Below are 16,013 nucleotides of genomic sequence, written 5' to 3'. Positions count from 1 at the left end.
ATATCCCGGGGGAGGTTCGGAGGGGGTAGAACCCCCTCCGTTCGGTCGGACCGGCGACAGCCGGTTCGAAACCGATTACCCGTGCATCCCCAACCCGTTGGCGATCTTCCAGATGCGCCAGTGGTCATGTGGCATATGGCTCTGAACCAGGCCAAATGGGCGGAACGCATCATGCACCGCATTCGAGAACGCAGGCACGCCGCCGACATTCGGGCTCTCGCCCACGCCCTTGGCCCCGATCGGGTGATGCGGGGACGGCGTTACCGTGTGATCGGTGGTGTAGTTGGGCGTTTCCCATGCCGTGGGCAAGAAAAAGTCCATCAACGTGCCGGTCTTCACGTTCCCCATCTCATCATAGGCGATTTCCTGACCCATCGCGATGGCCAGCGCTTCGGTCACACCGCCGTGCACCTGCCCCTCGATGATCATCGGGTTGATCCGGGTGCCGCAATCGTCCAGCGCATAGAACTGCCGGACCTCCCATTCGCCGGTATCCACATCAATCTCCATGACACAGATATAGGCACCGAACGGGTAGGTCATGTTTGGCGGGTCATAATAGCTGACGGCCTCAAGACCCGGCTCAAGACCGGGAATGGCTTGGTTATAAGCCGCGAAGGCGATTTCCTTCATGGTCTTGAACCGTTCCGGCGCGCCTTTGACGGCAAAACGATCAACGTCCCACTCGACATCATCGTCGTGGACTTCCAGCAGATAAGCCGCAATCATCTGCGCCTTGGCGCGGATTTTGCGCGCGGCCATTGCTGTCGCGGCGCCCGCAACAGGCGTAGACCGAGATCCATACGTGCCAAGCCCATAAGGCGCGGTATCTGTATCACCTTCCTCCAACGTGATGTCGTCTGCAGGCAGGCCGATCTCACTGGCGATGATCTGGGCAAAGGTCGTGGCATGGCCCTGACCCTGGCTGATCGTCCCCAGCCGCGCGATGGCGGAGCCGGTCGGGTGGATTCGGATTTCGCAAGAGTCGAACATACCAAGCCCGAGGATATCGCAATTCTTCACGGGCCCGGCCCCGACGATTTCGGTAAAGTGCGTTAGGCCAATCCCCAGCAGTTTACGAGTCTTTCCGGCTTTGAAGTCCTCGATCCGCTGCGCCTGTTCGGCACGCAAACCATCATAATCCACGGCCTTCAGAGCCTTATCCCAAGCTGTGTGATAGTCACCCGAGTCGTATTCCCAGCCCAACGCCGACTGATACGGGAACTGATCGGCCTTGATGAAGTTGATCCGGCGCAGCTCGGCCGCGTCCATGTTCAACTTGATGGCCAGAACCTCAATCATCCGTTCGATGAAATAGGCGGCTTCGGTCACGCGGAAGGAACAGCGATAGGCGACACCGCCCGGAGCCTTGTTGGTGTAGACACCGTCTACGGCCAGATACGCGGTTGGGATGTCATATGACCCGGTGCAGATGTTCATGAACCCGGCCGGGAACTTGGTGGGGTCGGCACAGGCGTCAAACCCACCGTGATCTGCCGTCGTATGGCACCAAAGACCAGTGATCTTGCCATCCTTGGTCGCAGCTATCTTACCCTGCATCCAGTAGTCGCGGGCAAAGGCTGTGGTCATCAGGTTTTCCATCCGATCCTCAACCCATTTCACCGGTTTCCCGGTGACGATCGAAGCAACGACCGAACAGACATAGCCCGCATAGGCGCCCACTTTGTTGCCAAAGCCGCCGCCGATATCGGGGCTGATGACGCGAATATTGTGCTCGGCCAGACCCGAGATCAGTGACACAACGGTCCGGATCGCGTGCGGAGCCTGAAACGTGCCGTAAAGGGTAAGCTTGCCGGTCACCTTGTCCATCGACGCGACGCAGCCGCAGGTTTCCAGCGGGCAGGGGTGGGTCCGGTGGTAATAAACCATCTCTTCGGCCACCACATCGGCCTCAGCCAGAATGGCTTCGGTCGCGTCCTTGTCGCCCTGTTCCCAGGTGAAGATATGGTTGTGGTGCTTGCGGGGGCCGTGTGCGCCTTCGGTCTGACCCTCAAGGTCTTCGCGCAGGACAACGTCGGATTTCAGTGCTTCGAACGGGTCCGTCAGAACGGGCAGCTCTTCGTATTCGACCTCGACCAGTTCCACCGCATCCGCCGCGATATAGCGGTCTTCGGCGACGACATAGGCGACCTCCTGGCCCTGAAACAGCACTTTGCCGTCCGCCAACACCATCTGTTTGTCACCCGCCAAGGTCGGCATCCAATGCAGGCCCAGCGGCGAAAGGTCCTCGGCGGTCAGAACGGCAATCACACCGGGCAGCGCCAGCGCCGCCTCCTTGTTCACGCTGACAACGCGAGCATGTGCGTAGGGGGAACGCACAAAATCGCCGAACAGCATGCCGTCCAGCTTGATGTCATCGACATAGTTACCCTTACCTTGGGTAAAGCGCACATCCTCGACGCGTTTGCGCGAGCTGCCCATCCCTTTGAGGTTGGCGGCGCGTTCTTCGGGGGTCATGGTTTGATCGTTCATTCCGCAGCCTCCTTCTGAGCGTTCAGCATGTCAGCAGAGGCCGAGATCGCCTTGACGATGTTCTGATATCCGGTGCAGCGGCACAGGTTTCCGGCCATACCAAAGCGGATTTCTTCTTCGGTCGGATTCGGGTTTTCTTGCAGTAGACGATGCGCGCGGGTGATCATGCCCGGCGTGCAGAAGCCGCACTGCAACCCGTGGTGTTCGCGGAACATTTCCTGCAGGACACCAAGGCTGCCGTCGTCATTGGTCAGCCCTTCGACAGTGGTGATATCAGCGCCGTTCACCTGCGCCACGAAGGTGGTGCAGGATTTGACCGACTTGCCGTCGATATCGACGGTGCAAGCGCCACAATGACTTGTCTCGCACCCGATATGAGGGCCAGTGATTTTCAAATCTTCCCGCAGGAAGTGGATCAACAACGTGCGCGGCTCGGCCAGTCCTTCGACCTGCTTGCCATTCACGGTGAGTTTGACGTGCATTTTCGACATGATTTCCTCCCCTCAGCCCGCGCGGCTCTGCGCGCGTTCGATGGCGCGGCGCAGCATCACGGCGGCCACATGTTTCTTGAACTCAACCGGCCCGCGATTGTCGGCGACCGGGTCGATGGCGCTCAGCATCGCGGTGACGCACCCGCTGATGTCGCCGTCAGCCAACGCGTTGCTGGCGCTTTCGGACCAGATCGGCGTATCCGCCAGATTGGTCATCGCGACCGAGGCCTGACCATTGCCAACCATCACAGCCGCAGCGGCGGTCGCATAGTCGCCGATCTTGCGCTTTTGCTTTTCATAGGCCTGACCCACGCCCGCCCCCGGCACGGGGATCGAAATCCGGGTCAGGATTTCCTCATCGTCGCGCGCAGTGAAATAGGCGGCCTCGTAGAAATCGCGCGCGGCCACGCTGCGCGACCCATCCGGACCGGTCAGATCAAAGGTCGCGTTCAAGCATTGCATCAACCCCGGCATGTCATTGCCCGGGTCGCCATTGGCAACGTTGCCGCCAACGGTGCCCACGTAGCGCACTTGCGGGTCTGCGATCTGCAGCGCGGCTTCGCGGATCAACGGTATGGCCTCTGCCAAACCGTCGTGGGTGATCAGCTCGTGCTGCGTGACCATCGCGCCAAGCGAAACGGTATCAGCCCCGATCTCGATGCCTTTCAATTCGTCAATGGCCTGCAGATCGACCAGATGGCCCATCTCGGCCATGCGTAGTTTCATCATCGGGATCAGGCTGTGCCCGCCCGCGATCACGCGCGCTTCATCCCCATGTTCCTGCAAAATGCCAATGGCCGAGGCGATGTCGCCTGGCCGGTGATACTCAAAACCGGCTGGTATCATGTTTTTCCTCCCTGGGTCCGAGCGGTATGCCTTGGGGGACCTAGCGTAAGGAAAGAGCGGTCAGAGCAGCCATTCCAGCCAACGGGAACGGGGGGCGCAGCTTGTTTCACGAAATGCGAATGAGCTGCACGAGCTGCGATCAGAGGCCCAGCGCCTCGCGAATATCCGTCAGCCGGGATCGACTGACCGGCACCTTGGTCAGGGCGTCGACCCCATCGAAATAACAGGTGCCGTTGTCCTTGTGCCTCTCAAAGCTCGAGACGTGTTTCGGGTTCACCAGATAACTGCGATGTGCCCGCAAGAACCCGTCCGGCTTAAGCCGTGTTTCAGCCTCGGTGATGGACCAGGGGCAAAACAGTTTTTCGCTGTCCATGTAGAGAACAGTGTAATGCCCCTCGGCCCTCACAGCTGCTATTCGGGCGGGTTCGGCAAAGAATGTCTGGCCTTCACGCTCGAACGGGACACCGGCACGCAATGCGGCTGGCTGAGGTTCCGGGCTGGTTTCCGGCTTAGTTAAGGCTATCGTGTCGGGTGCTGGTTCAATAAAGGTGATCCCGGTCAGCAGGAAGGCACCGCAGATCAGGAAAACGGCCACCGTCACGCCCATCGCCAATACCTGATTGTTCAGTGCGGGCCCTGCCCCTCCGGCGACATCGCTGGCAACAAAATCCGTCAGGCCGGTGGCGACGAAATGCATCGTGAAAACCGCCAATCCAAAACAGACTGTCCCCAACAGAATGTTGCGCTGCGTGCGGTTGTCATAGGCGACCCAAATCGCCAAAACCGACAGGACAACCGAGGCCAAGGTCGAGATTGCCACGTCCCAAACGTTGTAAACGGGGCGGCACAGCTCCATCCCGGCCATGCCGACATAGTGCATCACAACAATGCCAAGGCCCACGATCACACCGGCCAAAACAATGGTTCCCATCGTACGCGGACGGAAATGCAGGATCAGCAGCGCCAAACCGACCATCAGGATCGCAACCAGCGCTGAAATCAGGGTGATCAGGGCGTCGTAGTAGAACAGGATCGGCAATTGCAGGCCCAGCATCGCCACGAAATGCATCGACCAGATCCCACCGCCCAGAATGATCGCGGCCAGAGCCACCACCAGCTTGCGCCTCTGATCGTCCAGCTTCGAGGCCCCGTGCGTCAGATACAGCCCGGTGAACCCGGCCATCATCGCAACGGCGAGTGACGCCGCCACAAGCCAGACGTTATGTGAGTAGTCCAACATTTGGGTCTGCACGCCCTCCCCGACGCGTGGACGACGTTAGCAAACGGATTTGATTGGGACAATTGCAGGATGAAAAGGAATTCTCGCTGTCAGCAGAGCCTTCGTTTGTATTCATTTCGCCAAACCAAAATACCGGCCAAACTATTGAATTACAGCGTCTTCCCAGGCCGACAGGAACTTTGTTCGTTTCAACCCGTCCAAAAAGGTCAGCAACGCAGGATCAAGGCCAATCGTCTCTTGCCCAATTGCCAGATCATTAGGCTGCAAAAAGGGCAGCGGGCTGGCTGGCTCTTCCGTGGTTGGTCCCTGCGCCACAAGATACCGCAACAGCATCTCGGCAGCGTTGGGTTCGGGGGTGGCCCTGGAAACCATAGCCGTGCGCATCATGATCGTCTGGAAGTCCGATGGCAGAACGACTTCAAGCGCGTCTTTCCCCTCGGTGCGCACAGCGGCGTAACTGCCCAGTACATTGTAGGCGACGAGGATAGAGCCATCGGCGAGGTCATTGATCATTTCGCCCGAACAGCAGTACAGCCGTACATCCAAGCCCCCCATGACCTCCATCAGCCGCCAATAAGTCTCGGACGCGCGCGCATCTTGCGTTGCAAACAGATATCCCAGTCCGGACTGGCGCACGTCGTACGTTCCGACCTTACCCCGAAACGCCTCGGGGCGTTGACGCAGGGCCTCAATCAGACCCTGCCGGGTTTGCGGTATCGGCTGCCCTTCGAAAGCGGCACGATTGATCACAATGGTCGCCGGTTCCGAGGTGAAAGCGAACAGACTGTGGTGCCATTGCGCCCAATTTGGCACGGGAACATCGTCGACAGGCAGAGCAAATCCATCATTTGCCAGTTTCAACTGTAGATCCATGGCGCTGGAGATGATCACGTCAAACGCCTCGGGGGTCGCGCGGACCCGCTGGTTGATGTCTGCCGTGCCGGAGACCAGGTATTCGACACTAATTAGGGGGTTTTCAGCCACAAACCCTTCGATCACCGGGGCAAACAAGACGGTATCGGTGCTGGAAATGACCCTAAGGCGCGGACCTTCTGCATCTTCGTTAAAGATCAGACGATCTTCCCAGTCGTCCGCCCAACCGGCGATGGGAAGAAACAGAACGGCTAGAGCGATAAGATAACGCATGCGCCTCCCTTTGATCGGTTTTTGAGGAGCAAGGATCCTCCGTGCGCTGTTGCGACATCCTGCGCGATGGTCAAGCCCAGACCGGATCCGATGGTTCCGGCGGCGTTTTGCCCGCGTTCGAACCGACGCGTCAGCGTATCGATTTCGTCAGGCGGAAAACCGGGGCCTGAGTCCCGGACCTGAATCTGAGGGTCTGGATGCGCGATGATCGTGATCTGGACGATACTGTCCGATGGTGCGTATTTCATCGCATTGTCGATCATGTTCCGCACGGCATTCTGAATAAGGATCGGATCGCCTGAATAGGGAACCGATGGCTCACCCGTCAGGGACAGCGTCAGCTCTTTCATCTCGGCGATCGGGTTCAGGCGCTGCACCAATTCCCGGATCAGTACAACAAGGTCGATCTCCTCCCGCTCAAGATGATCCGCCCGAAACGTTATCATGGCGTGGTCCAACAGCTGACCCGCCGCGCGCGAACTTTCATCGATCGCGCGTACCATAGCCTTTAGGGCCTCGCGATTGTCTTCGCGTTCCACACGGTGAAGCGTTGCCTCGGCGTAGGACCGGACAGTTGCCAAAGGTGTGCGCACGCGGTGTGCGGCCTCTGCGATAAAGTCCTCAGACTGGCTAAGCGATTGATCCAGACGGCCCATCAGCGAATTCAGCGACATCACCAGCGGCGCCATCTCTTTCGGCACGGGTTTCTTGAACGGGCTTAAGTCCTGTGGGCCCCTGCGCGTGACTGATGTGGTCAGTTTGTTCAACTGGCCAATCGTTGTAGAGGTGACCCAGAAAGATAAAGCGGCGGTCAGCAGAAAGAACCCGATCCCCAAATACGCCGCATTGCGCGAAATCTGATCCAGCGTGTCTGACAACGCATCCTGAGTCTGTCCTAACGCGACCTCAATCTCAGTCTGACGGCCCAATCCGACCAACGCCCGGCTGGCGCTGACCTGCCGAACCCGCTCACCCCGAACCTCGCCGGTTTGGAACGACAGTCTTTCTTCACCGGGGCTGTCCGAGGGGCTGAGGTCTTCGTAACCCGACAGGAATTCGCCGTCCTGATAAATGGCATAGAACACGCGGTCGTCCGACGGCGTACTGAGCATTGAGAATGCAGCATAGGGAATATCCACCTCAAGCTGACCGTCCCTAAGCGCCGCGGCATCCAGGATCGAGGCCACGGATGCCCCCAATATGTCGTCCTGCCCCTGCTGCGCGACCCTTGCAGCATAGCTGCGCACGGTAAGGAATAGAAGAATGGCCAGAACCGCAGCCCCGCCGATCAGCGTCAGAACAAGGCGATTTCGCAGCGATCCTGAAACGGTTGGGCTAGTCGTCATGATCCAGCCTGTATCCCAAACCGCGCAACGTGGTGATTTTCATGTCGGATTTTTCAAGGTGTTTGCGCAGGCGGCCAACATAGACCTCAATTGCATTTTCCGAAACGGTGTCGTCATAGGAAAACAATCTGTCCGCCAGTTTTTGCTTTGAAAAAACCTGGCCCGGAGCATTGATGAACAGCTCGATCAACCGCAACTCGCGATTGCGGAGCGAGACCTTATTGCCATCCACCGTCAAGTGGCCTGCAACGGGGTCAAAAACGATCCCGCCAATCTCAATCGTCGATTTCGCACTGCCGGATTTGCGGCGCAAAACGGCGCGGCAACGGGCTTCGAGCTCGGCGTGATCAAAGGGTTTGGTCACGTAGTCGTCCGCCCCCAGATCAAGCGAGCCGATTCGATCCGAAACCTGACTGCGGGCGGTCAGAACAATCACCGGCGTGTCCAGATGGCTGTCACGGTGCTGTCTGAGGAACTCGCGGCCGTCCCCATCGGGCAGCATGATATCCAGAAGGATCAGATCATAGTCCTCGGTCGCGACAAAGGCACGTGCGTCCTCTAAATCCGCTGCATGATCAACAACATGGCCGTCCAGTCGCATGCGGGAACTGACCGCATTCGCGAGGTCTAAATTGTCTTCAACAAGCAGAAATTTCATGAGCCGCAAGCAGTTTCTTTTTACATGACAGGTTGATGTCAGGTTGGCGTGTTTAGGTGCGGGATAATCTGTGCCGCTGAGCGGCCGGTTGTCAAATGGGAGGACATAATGACAACATTTAACCTGGGCCGTCGGGCCCTTATCGCAGCTGTTGCCGCAATCGGTCTGGTTGGACCTGCCGCAGCGGACGGCCACAAGGTCGTCGACAGCATCCACTTTCTGATCCCCGGCGGTGCCGGCGGTGGCTGGGACGGAACCGCACGCGGAACCGGAGAAGCGCTGACCAATGCAGGTCTGGTTGGAACGGCGTCCTACGAAAACATGTCTGGCGGCGGCGGCGGTAAGGCCATCGGTTACCTGATCGAAAACGCCGACAGCAACCACGGCACGCTGATGGTCAACTCGACCCCGATCGTGATCCGCTCGCTGACCGGCGTGTTCCCGCATAACTTCCGCGACCTGACCTTGGTGTCGGGCACAATCGGTGACTATGCAGCAATTGTTGTTGGCAAAGACAGCCCCATCAACTCGATGGCCGATCTGCTGGCCGCTTACGACGCTGATCCCGGCGCAACCGCAATCGGCGGCGGCTCGGTCCCCGGTGGCATGGACCACTTGGTTGCCGCGATGGTTATGGAAGCCGCAGGTAAGGACGCGCTTGGCGTGAAATACATCCCGTATGACGCAGGCGGTAAAGCGATGGCTGCCCTGCTGTCGGGTGAAATCGCCGCCCTGTCGACTGGTTTCTCGGAAGCTGTCGATCTGGCCAATGCGGGTGAGGTCAAAATCATCGGCGTAACCTCGGAAGAGCGTGTGGATGCGGCACCGGACGCCCAAACCATGAAGGAACAGGGTATCGACACCACCTTCGTGAACTGGCGCGGGTTCTTTGCAGCCCCCGGTCTGCCAGAGGACAAGCTGGTCGCCTATCAGGAAGCCATAACCAAGATGTACGACACCCCTGAGTGGGAAGAAGTTCGTGCGCGCAATGGTTGGGTCAACATCCACAACTCGGGTGACGATTTCTCGACCTTCCTTGAGCAGCAGGAACAGCAGATCAGCGACCTGATGAAGAAGCTGGGTTTCCTCTAAAGCAATCTAGGGCAGAGCGTTTGGTCGCTCTGCCGCCCCCAATAATGAAAAAAGGGAGGGGACGTTATGGCGCTGGATCGCTGGATCGCGCTTGTTTTACTGGGTGTTTGCCTGACATATGGGTACGCCGCCTGGTTCACGATGGATGGAAGTCTTCCTCCTTTCATGCAGAGAAACCCGATCTGGCCCAGCACATTCCCCAAGGTGCTGTCGGTTCTGGGTGTGGTGGCCTGCACAATCATCCTGCTCGGCTTTGAAAAGAGCGAGATCAAAGAGGCCGACATCGATTATCGGCGGTTGGGTGAATATCATCTGGGTCAGGCGATTTCGTTGCTGGTGCTGATGGTCGTCTATGCCCTCTGCCTTCGCCCTGTTGGGTTTTTGATCGCGACCTCCTCTTTCCTGATCCTCGGCTCTTTCATTCTGGGCGAACGCAAGTGGCACATCATGCTGCCGGTGGCGTTCATCGCGACCGGGGCCGTCTGGTATCTGGTTCAGGAAGTTCTTGGAATTTACATGCGCCCCCTGCCGGGCCTGTTCGGAGGCTGACATGCTCGAAGGACTTCTGATCGGCCTGCAAACGGCATTCTCAATTCAAAACCTGCTGATGGTCATCGCGGGCTGTCTGATCGGCACATTCATCGGCATGCTGCCGGGTCTGGGCCCGATGTCGATCATCGCAATCATGATCCCGGTCGCAATTTCTATGGGCGATCCGTCTGCCGCGCTGATCCTTTTGGCCGGCGTCTATTATGGCGCGATCTTTGGCGGATCGACCTCATCCATCCTGCTGAACGCGCCGGGGGTCGCGGGCACCGTGGCCTCAAGCTTTGACGGCTATCCGATGGCCCGGCAGGGCAAGGCAGGCAAGGCCCTGACCGTTGCCGCCATTGCAAGTTTCGCCGGCGGAACGCTGGGAGCCATCTTGCTGATGATCTTCGCGCCGGCCCTGTCTTCGGTCGCTCTGCTGTTCCATTCCGCTGAGTATTTCGCGCTGATGGTGGTGGGCCTTTCGGCCATCGCCGCCTTTGCCGGATCGGGGCAAGTGGCCAAGGCCATCATCATGACGACGCTTGGGCTCATCATGGCAACCGTCGGCGAAGGCGCACTGTTCAATCTGCCGCGCTTCACAATGGGCATCATGGACCTACAATCCGGGTTTGGCTTCATCACTTTGGCCATGGCCATGTTCGCACTGCCCGAGGCACTGTTCCTAGTGCTCAAGCCGAAAGACCTGAAAGGCGACGACGGCGAAATCAAGGATCTGCGTGTGACCAAGGACGAGGCCAAGGCCATCGCCCCGGTCATCGGTCGCCAATCCGTGCAGGGCTTCTTTATTGGCGTTCTGCCCGGTGCGGGCGCGACCATCGCAAGCTTCTTGGGCTACGCGGTAGAACGCAACATCGCCCCCAAGGAAGAACAGGAACAGTTCGGCAAGGGTTCGATCAAGGGCCTCGCCGCGCCGGAGTCAGCCAACAACGCGGCCTGTACCGGATCGTTTGTGCCGCTGCTGACACTGGGCATTCCCGGATCAGGGACAACAGCGATCCTGTTGGGCGCTCTGATCGCATTGAACGTGACACCCGGACCCCGGCTGATGATTGATGAGCCTCAGATCTTCTGGGCGGTGATCATGTCTATGTTCATCGGCAATCTGGTACTGCTGATCCTGAACCTGCCGCTGATCCCCTACATTGCCAAAGTGCTGGCTGTTCCGCGCAACTATCTGATCCCGTTCATTTTGTTCTTCACCCTGATGGGGGCTTACATTGGGCAAAACAATGCGACGGAACTGCTGATCCTTGTGGGCTTCGGCGTCTGCGCGACGGCACTGAAGTTCGCCGACTATCCGCTGGCCCCCTTGCTGATCGGCTTCATCCTGGGCGGCATGATGGAAGATAACTTTGCGCGTTCCATGCAGCTTTATGATGGTATCGCCTTTATCTGGGAACGCCCGATGACCCTGGGGCTGCTTGTCATTGCCGTGCTTCTGGTGCTGCTGCCCAGCTACCGCGCACGTCGCGCTCGGGCCCGGGCCGCAGGTGTGGCGGATGGCGACTGAACCGCTCAGGGGCGTTCGGGTCCTTGATCTGACAAACGTGCTGGCAGGCCCGTATTGTTGTTACCAACTTGCCTTGATGGGGGCAGAGGTGATCAAGGTCGAACGCCCCGGCAGCGGGGATTTGGCCCGCGTACTTGGCGCTGATCCCGACCGGAACAAAGACGGTATGGGGGTCAGCTTTTTGGCGCAGAACGCGCAGAAGAAATCGATCACTCTGGATATGAAATCCGGCCGGGGCAAGGCTCTGCTGAAACAACTGGTGCAAACGGCCGATGTTCTGGTTGAAAACTTCCGGCCCGGTGTCATGGACCGGTTGGATCTTGGGTATGAAGTTCTGCGCGCCGAGAATCCTGCCCTGATCTACTGCGCCATCAGCGGCTTTGGACAGGACGGACCGCGCCGAGATGATCCTGCCTATGACCAGATCGTGCAGGGGATCAGCGGGGTCATGTCGATCACCGGCGCGCCGGACACCGCGCCCTATCGCGTCGGCTATCCTTTGGCCGATACGGTCGGCGGACTGACGGCGGCTTTTGCGGTGAGTGCCGCCCTGAACGCAAACCCCCGTGGCGCATTTCTGGATATCGCCATGTCCGAGGCCGTGATCTCGACCATGGGTTGGGTTGTGTCCAACTACCTCGTTGGCCGCGTCATGCCGGGCGCACATGGCAACGAGAACACGACCTCGGCTCCGTCGGGTACATTCGCCACGTCCGACAGCCCGATCAACATCGCCGCCAATCGGGATGAACAATGGCAGGCTCTTGCCCGACACCTTGCCCGAGAGGACCTGCTGGACAACCCGGACTATGCAACGCGCGAGGATCGTAAACGAAACCGCCATGCGCTGAGGGACGAGCTGGAGAAATCCTTGAAACTACGCCCGGCGCGCGAATGGGTGGCAGAGTTGAACGGCCTGGGCGTACCAACCGGGCAGGTTCAAACGGTTCCCGAGGCGTTGGCGGATGAACAGCTTTCGGGGCGCGGGTTGATTGGCGCGTTGCAGGTGCACGGCGAGGACATGCAACTGGCCGGCAGCCCCGTTATGATGGACGGGCAGAGAAACATGCCGCAGACCGCGCCGCCCAAACTGGGCGCGAATAACGCAGCAATCTGGTCCGAACTTGGTCTGACCATCGACGAGATCGACGAATTGACGAAGGATGGCGTGATATGAGCGACGTTTCCGACTGGTGGCGCACTTCCATCATCGACATGGAACCCGGCCGCATCGCCTTGCGCGGCGAACCCATCGAGGACCTGATCGGCAATCTGAGCTTTGCCGAAATGATCTGGTTTCTGGTCCGCGGCGACCGCCCCTCGCCCGCGCAGGCCCATCTGTTCGAAGCCGCCCTGGTTGCGGCCGTGGACCATGGCCCTCAGGCACCCTCAATTGCGACGGCCCGAATGGCGGTGACCTGCGGGTTGCCTTTGAACAACGCGATGGCAAGCGCGGTGAACATGCTGGGTGACGTCCACGGCGGAGCCGGTGAGCAAGCGGTTGAGCTTTATCATTTCGTCAGCACGCATGCAGGCGAACTAGGCGCAGCGCTGGATGACTGGATTGCACAGCGCGGAAAGATCCTGCCGGGTTTTGGCCACCGCTTTCACACACCGACCGACCCGCGCGCACCGCGGTTGATGGCGTTGGTGTCCGAGGCCGTCGAGAATGGCGCTTGCGACGGACGCTTCAGGCAAATCGCGCTTGATATCGAAGCCGAACTCGCACGGCGCAAAGGCAAACCCGTTCCAATGAACATCGACGGAGCGACTGCGGTGATCTACGCTGAGCTTGGGTTTGAACCGCCCCTTGCACGCGGTCTGTTCTGCCTGTCCCGGTCCGTAGGCATACTTGCGCACGCGTGGGAGCAAACACAGCAAGGCGGGCGCAACAAAGGACCGACACCCCCGAAATACCGCTGGACCTATCTCGGGACGACGCCCGAGGATTAAGGCGTCAGGCCTGCTTCTCGACCGCCGGTTCCTCGTCAGGCCGAACCGGTTCCGCATCCAGTTCGATGACCTCTGGTTCCACGGTTTCCTCGGCTTCGTCCATTTCGGCCTCAGCCTCGGTTTCAGTGTTGTCTTCCAGCGCGCCAACGATCAGAGGCAACATATGAACGCCCGTCGCAGAGGCGATTTCGGGTGTCTGAGGCGTTTGCCAGCTGAGCGTGTCAAAGCTGCCGCAATTCGGACAGACCGGAGCCCACTCGGGCTGAATGTCATGGCAGTTGTCGCAAACCCATTGCGGTCCGCGCGGCGCATTCAAGGCCTTCGCCAGCCAGCCCTGCACCACGGCGTCCGAGGAACCCTCGCCTCGTTCGATCGCGGCCATCAGGGTATACCCGCGCGCATCCGCGTTCTTTTCCACCACATCGCCCAGCGCGCGGCGCGCTTCGGGGAAGTCTTCGGCCACGATGTTGAGTTCCGCCAAAATCAGACGGGTTTCCATATTCTCAGGGTGAATACGGGTCAGCGCGGTGAAACGTTTGATCCGCTCGTGCGGGGTTTCATCCGGCACGATCTCGGCAAACGCATGGGCCAGATCCGGGTGCGGCTGCACTTCCCAAGCTTTTTTCAGAATCTTGGTCGCGTTGCGCGGTTTGCCCTTTTCAATATAAGCGCGTGCCGCCATCGCCGCCGCGGGAACAAGATCAGGCGACAGGCGGTTTGCCTCAATCGCGCGCTCCTGCTGTTCGACTGTGGCGCTTTCGTCCAGAATGCCCTTGGCCTCGGACAAGGCCAGCACAGCATCGCGGCGCTTGAACACATCACGTGGCAGGTGGCCCGATTTCAGCTTGGCGGTCAGGGTTGACCGCGCACCCGCCCAATCCTGCGCCTTGGTTTGCAGACCCAGCAGAATGTCCTGCGTTTCCTGATGTCGCGGCTTCATGGCAAGGGCTTTCTCGGCCAGTTTGCGCGCAGTTTCATCATCGCCTTCGGACAGTTTCTGTTTCATGATGCCGCGCACGCCGACAAATCGGGTCGCGTTGTTTTCCACTAGTTTTTTGTAAGTGTCCGACGCCTTTTTGGTATCACCGTTCATCTCGGCCGCTTGCGCGACCAGCAGGTTCGTCAGCTCGGGCTTGTTCAGCAACCGTTCGGCCTTGGTGGCCTTGTTCAAGGCCACGCGCCCTTCGCCCGAAGCCAGCGCCATAAGCCCATCGGACAGAGCCTGATACCCGCGCTGTTCACGGCTTCGGTCGAAATACCGCGACAGGGCGGTCTCGTCACCGTTGAGGAATTTCAGCGTTGCGATCAAAAGGGTCAGTAGCTTGAAGAACAGCCAGATCGCAAACACCAGAACGCCCAGCGCGATCACCGATTGCAGTGGCCCCAGCGTATATTCCGTTCCGCCAGCCGTGATCTGCACACCACCACTGGTTTCCATCAGGAACCCGGCACCCACGGCCAGAAGGCCGATAATCGCAACAAAGACTAAAATCTTAAACAGTGACCACAGCATGGCAGGTCCTTCAGTTCGAGTTCACGCTAGGCTGAAGCGCATTGGCGGCATCCACCGCGGAGACCCGCGTCTGCGCCGCCTGCTCCCAATCAGCCATCGCTGCCTGCGCCGCTTCGGGCAGGGACTTAATTTCGGTCAGTGCGGTCGAAATATCGCCGCTGGACAATGCGGCCTCGGCCCGCGACAGGATCGCGTCCGGATTGTCCCCCTCTTGCGGCGTGACTGAACGTGCGCCGGTCTGCCGCTGCAGGAATGCCACCAACCCGGTGGTCTTGTCTGCATCGCGCGCATCCGCCAGCGCCGTCCTTGCCGCAGGCGAGAACGAACTGCGCAACGCCGACAGGGTGGCAACACCTTTATCCGCAGGGCCAGACAGCGCGTCGGGCACGTCGACGCCGCCTGCTTTCAGCTCGGCAACCAGATCTGAATAGGGCTGCCCTGCATCTAACTGTCCGGTCAAGCGGGACAGGGTTGCCGCGTTCTGAGCGGCCTGCGCTTCGTCCGAGGCTTTCGCTTCGAGCGCTTGCGCATCCGCAACCATCTTTTCCACTTCGGCGCGCTGCGCCGCCAGAGAGTCCTGCAACTTCTTCAATTCGGCTTCAAACGCGGCCGAAACCTCGGGCGAGGCACCCTGTGTCAACGCCCCGCTTTCCAGAGCCGTCAGACGACTGGCCAGAGGATCAATCTGACCCGTCAGCCCATCGACACTGGTTTTCAAGCTACTCAATTCGTCGCCCAGCGGTGTTACCTGATCGGTCAGGGCGGCAATTTTTCCGTCAACATCCGACGTATCGGACAGGGATTTGGTCAACGCGTCGATCTGACTGGATTGATCGTTTAGCTTCGCCTCAAGCGCCGTGAGCGCATCTGACTCGGACGATCCGAACAATCCTGCACTGCCCGCTGCAAACCCGATTCCCGCCGCCAGAGCACCGCCAAGCAAAGCGGGTATGAAACCGCCGCGGCTTTCTTCCTTTTTCGGCTCTTGCTGAGGTGCTTCTTCCGCGCCGGCCACGGGCTCTTCCTGAACCGGCTCCTCGACGCTCGCTTCGGCTTCGGCTTCGGCTTCGGCTTCGGCTTCGGCTTCGGCTTCGGCTTCGGCTTCGGCTTCGGCTTCGGCTTCGGCTTCGGCTTCGGCTTCGGCTTCGGCTTCGGCTTCGGCTTCGGCTTCGG

The 16,013-nt window shown here is 59.5% G+C and carries 14 protein-coding genes; 5 read left to right on the top strand and 9 right to left on the bottom strand.

Annotated elements, in window-relative coordinates; genetic code table 11:
- Positions 1-75 precede the first annotated feature (75 nt).
- The 7 genes from J7416_RS21685 to J7416_RS21655 all read right to left on the bottom strand — a co-directional run bounded on the left by J7416_RS21685 (position 76) and on the right by J7416_RS21655 (position 8,220).
- Positions 76-2,493, bottom strand: a complete 2,418-nt coding sequence (locus J7416_RS21685; RefSeq protein ID WP_209227781.1) for an aerobic carbon-monoxide dehydrogenase large subunit — start codon at positions 2,491-2,493, stop codon at positions 76-78.
- A complete protein-coding gene (locus J7416_RS21680; RefSeq protein WP_093963851.1) occupies positions 2,490-2,984 on the bottom strand; it encodes a (2Fe-2S)-binding protein in 495 nt (164 codons plus the stop codon). The genes J7416_RS21685 and J7416_RS21680 overlap by 4 nt, the downstream gene beginning before the upstream one ends.
- Positions 2,985-2,996: 12 nt before the next feature.
- Positions 2,997-3,830: a xanthine dehydrogenase family protein subunit M gene (locus J7416_RS21675; protein WP_209227779.1), complete on the bottom strand. Its 834-nt coding sequence runs from the start codon at positions 3,828-3,830 to the stop codon at positions 2,997-2,999.
- Positions 3,831-3,969: 139 nt separating this feature from the next.
- Complete coding sequence (locus J7416_RS21670) at positions 3,970-5,070, bottom strand: MHYT domain-containing protein (RefSeq protein ID WP_209227778.1); 1,101 nt, start codon at positions 5,068-5,070, stop codon at positions 3,970-3,972.
- Positions 5,071-5,211: 141 nt separating this feature from the next.
- Positions 5,212-6,216 (bottom strand): ABC transporter substrate-binding protein, encoded by a 1,005-nt coding sequence (locus J7416_RS21665; protein ID WP_209227776.1) that lies wholly within the window; start codon positions 6,214-6,216, stop codon positions 5,212-5,214.
- On the bottom strand, positions 6,195-7,562 hold the full coding sequence (locus J7416_RS21660; RefSeq protein ID WP_209227774.1) for a sensor histidine kinase: 1,368 nt from the start codon (positions 7,560-7,562) through the stop codon (positions 6,195-6,197). Before J7416_RS21660 ends, J7416_RS21665 begins: the two co-directional genes overlap by 22 nt.
- Positions 7,552-8,220, bottom strand: coding sequence for a response regulator transcription factor (locus J7416_RS21655; RefSeq protein ID WP_209227767.1), 669 nt, complete (start codon positions 8,218-8,220; stop codon positions 7,552-7,554). Before J7416_RS21655 ends, J7416_RS21660 begins: the two co-directional genes overlap by 11 nt.
- Before the next feature lie 108 nt (positions 8,221-8,328).
- Here J7416_RS21655 and J7416_RS21650 point away from each other — a divergent pair, with 108 nt between their 5' ends.
- From J7416_RS21650 to J7416_RS21630, 5 genes are all read left to right on the top strand, one after another.
- On the top strand, positions 8,329-9,312 hold the full coding sequence (locus tag J7416_RS21650) for a tripartite tricarboxylate transporter substrate-binding protein (protein ID WP_209227765.1): 984 nt from the start codon (positions 8,329-8,331) through the stop codon (positions 9,310-9,312).
- A gap of 66 nt (positions 9,313-9,378) precedes the next feature.
- Positions 9,379-9,861, top strand: coding sequence for a tripartite tricarboxylate transporter TctB family protein (locus J7416_RS21645; RefSeq protein WP_209227763.1), 483 nt, complete (start codon positions 9,379-9,381; stop codon positions 9,859-9,861).
- A 1-nt stretch (position 9,862) separates the two neighbouring features.
- Positions 9,863-11,374 carry a tripartite tricarboxylate transporter permease gene (locus J7416_RS21640; protein WP_209227761.1) on the top strand — a complete coding sequence of 504 codons (1,512 nt, stop codon included), beginning with the start codon at positions 9,863-9,865 and terminating at the stop codon, positions 11,372-11,374.
- On the top strand, positions 11,364-12,551 hold the full coding sequence (locus J7416_RS21635; RefSeq protein ID WP_209227759.1) for a CoA transferase: 1,188 nt from the start codon (positions 11,364-11,366) through the stop codon (positions 12,549-12,551). The genes J7416_RS21640 and J7416_RS21635 overlap by 11 nt, the downstream gene beginning before the upstream one ends.
- Complete coding sequence (locus J7416_RS21630; protein ID WP_209227757.1) at positions 12,548-13,327, top strand: citryl-CoA lyase; 780 nt, start codon at positions 12,548-12,550, stop codon at positions 13,325-13,327. Before J7416_RS21635 ends, J7416_RS21630 begins: the two co-directional genes overlap by 4 nt.
- A gap of 4 nt (positions 13,328-13,331) precedes the next feature.
- Here the strand turns inward: J7416_RS21630 and J7416_RS21625 are convergent, their stop codons facing one another.
- Together J7416_RS21625 and J7416_RS21620 are read right to left on the bottom strand one after the other, a co-directional pair.
- Positions 13,332-14,840 (bottom strand): heme biosynthesis HemY N-terminal domain-containing protein, encoded by a 1,509-nt coding sequence (locus tag J7416_RS21625; RefSeq protein WP_209227755.1) that lies wholly within the window; start codon positions 14,838-14,840, stop codon positions 13,332-13,334.
- Between the two features lie 10 nt (positions 14,841-14,850).
- Positions 14,851-16,013, bottom strand: a 1,163-nt coding sequence (locus J7416_RS21620; protein WP_209227753.1) for a hypothetical protein, incomplete at its 5' end; no start/stop codon positions are given.

Origin of the sequence: Ruegeria sp. R14_0 (genome assembly GCF_017743975.1) — a bacterium.
Lineage (GTDB): Bacteria > Pseudomonadota > Alphaproteobacteria > Rhodobacterales > Rhodobacteraceae > Ruegeria.
Note: the sequence above shows the minus strand (reverse complement) of the source record. Positions and strands in the feature narration are given on the sequence as shown.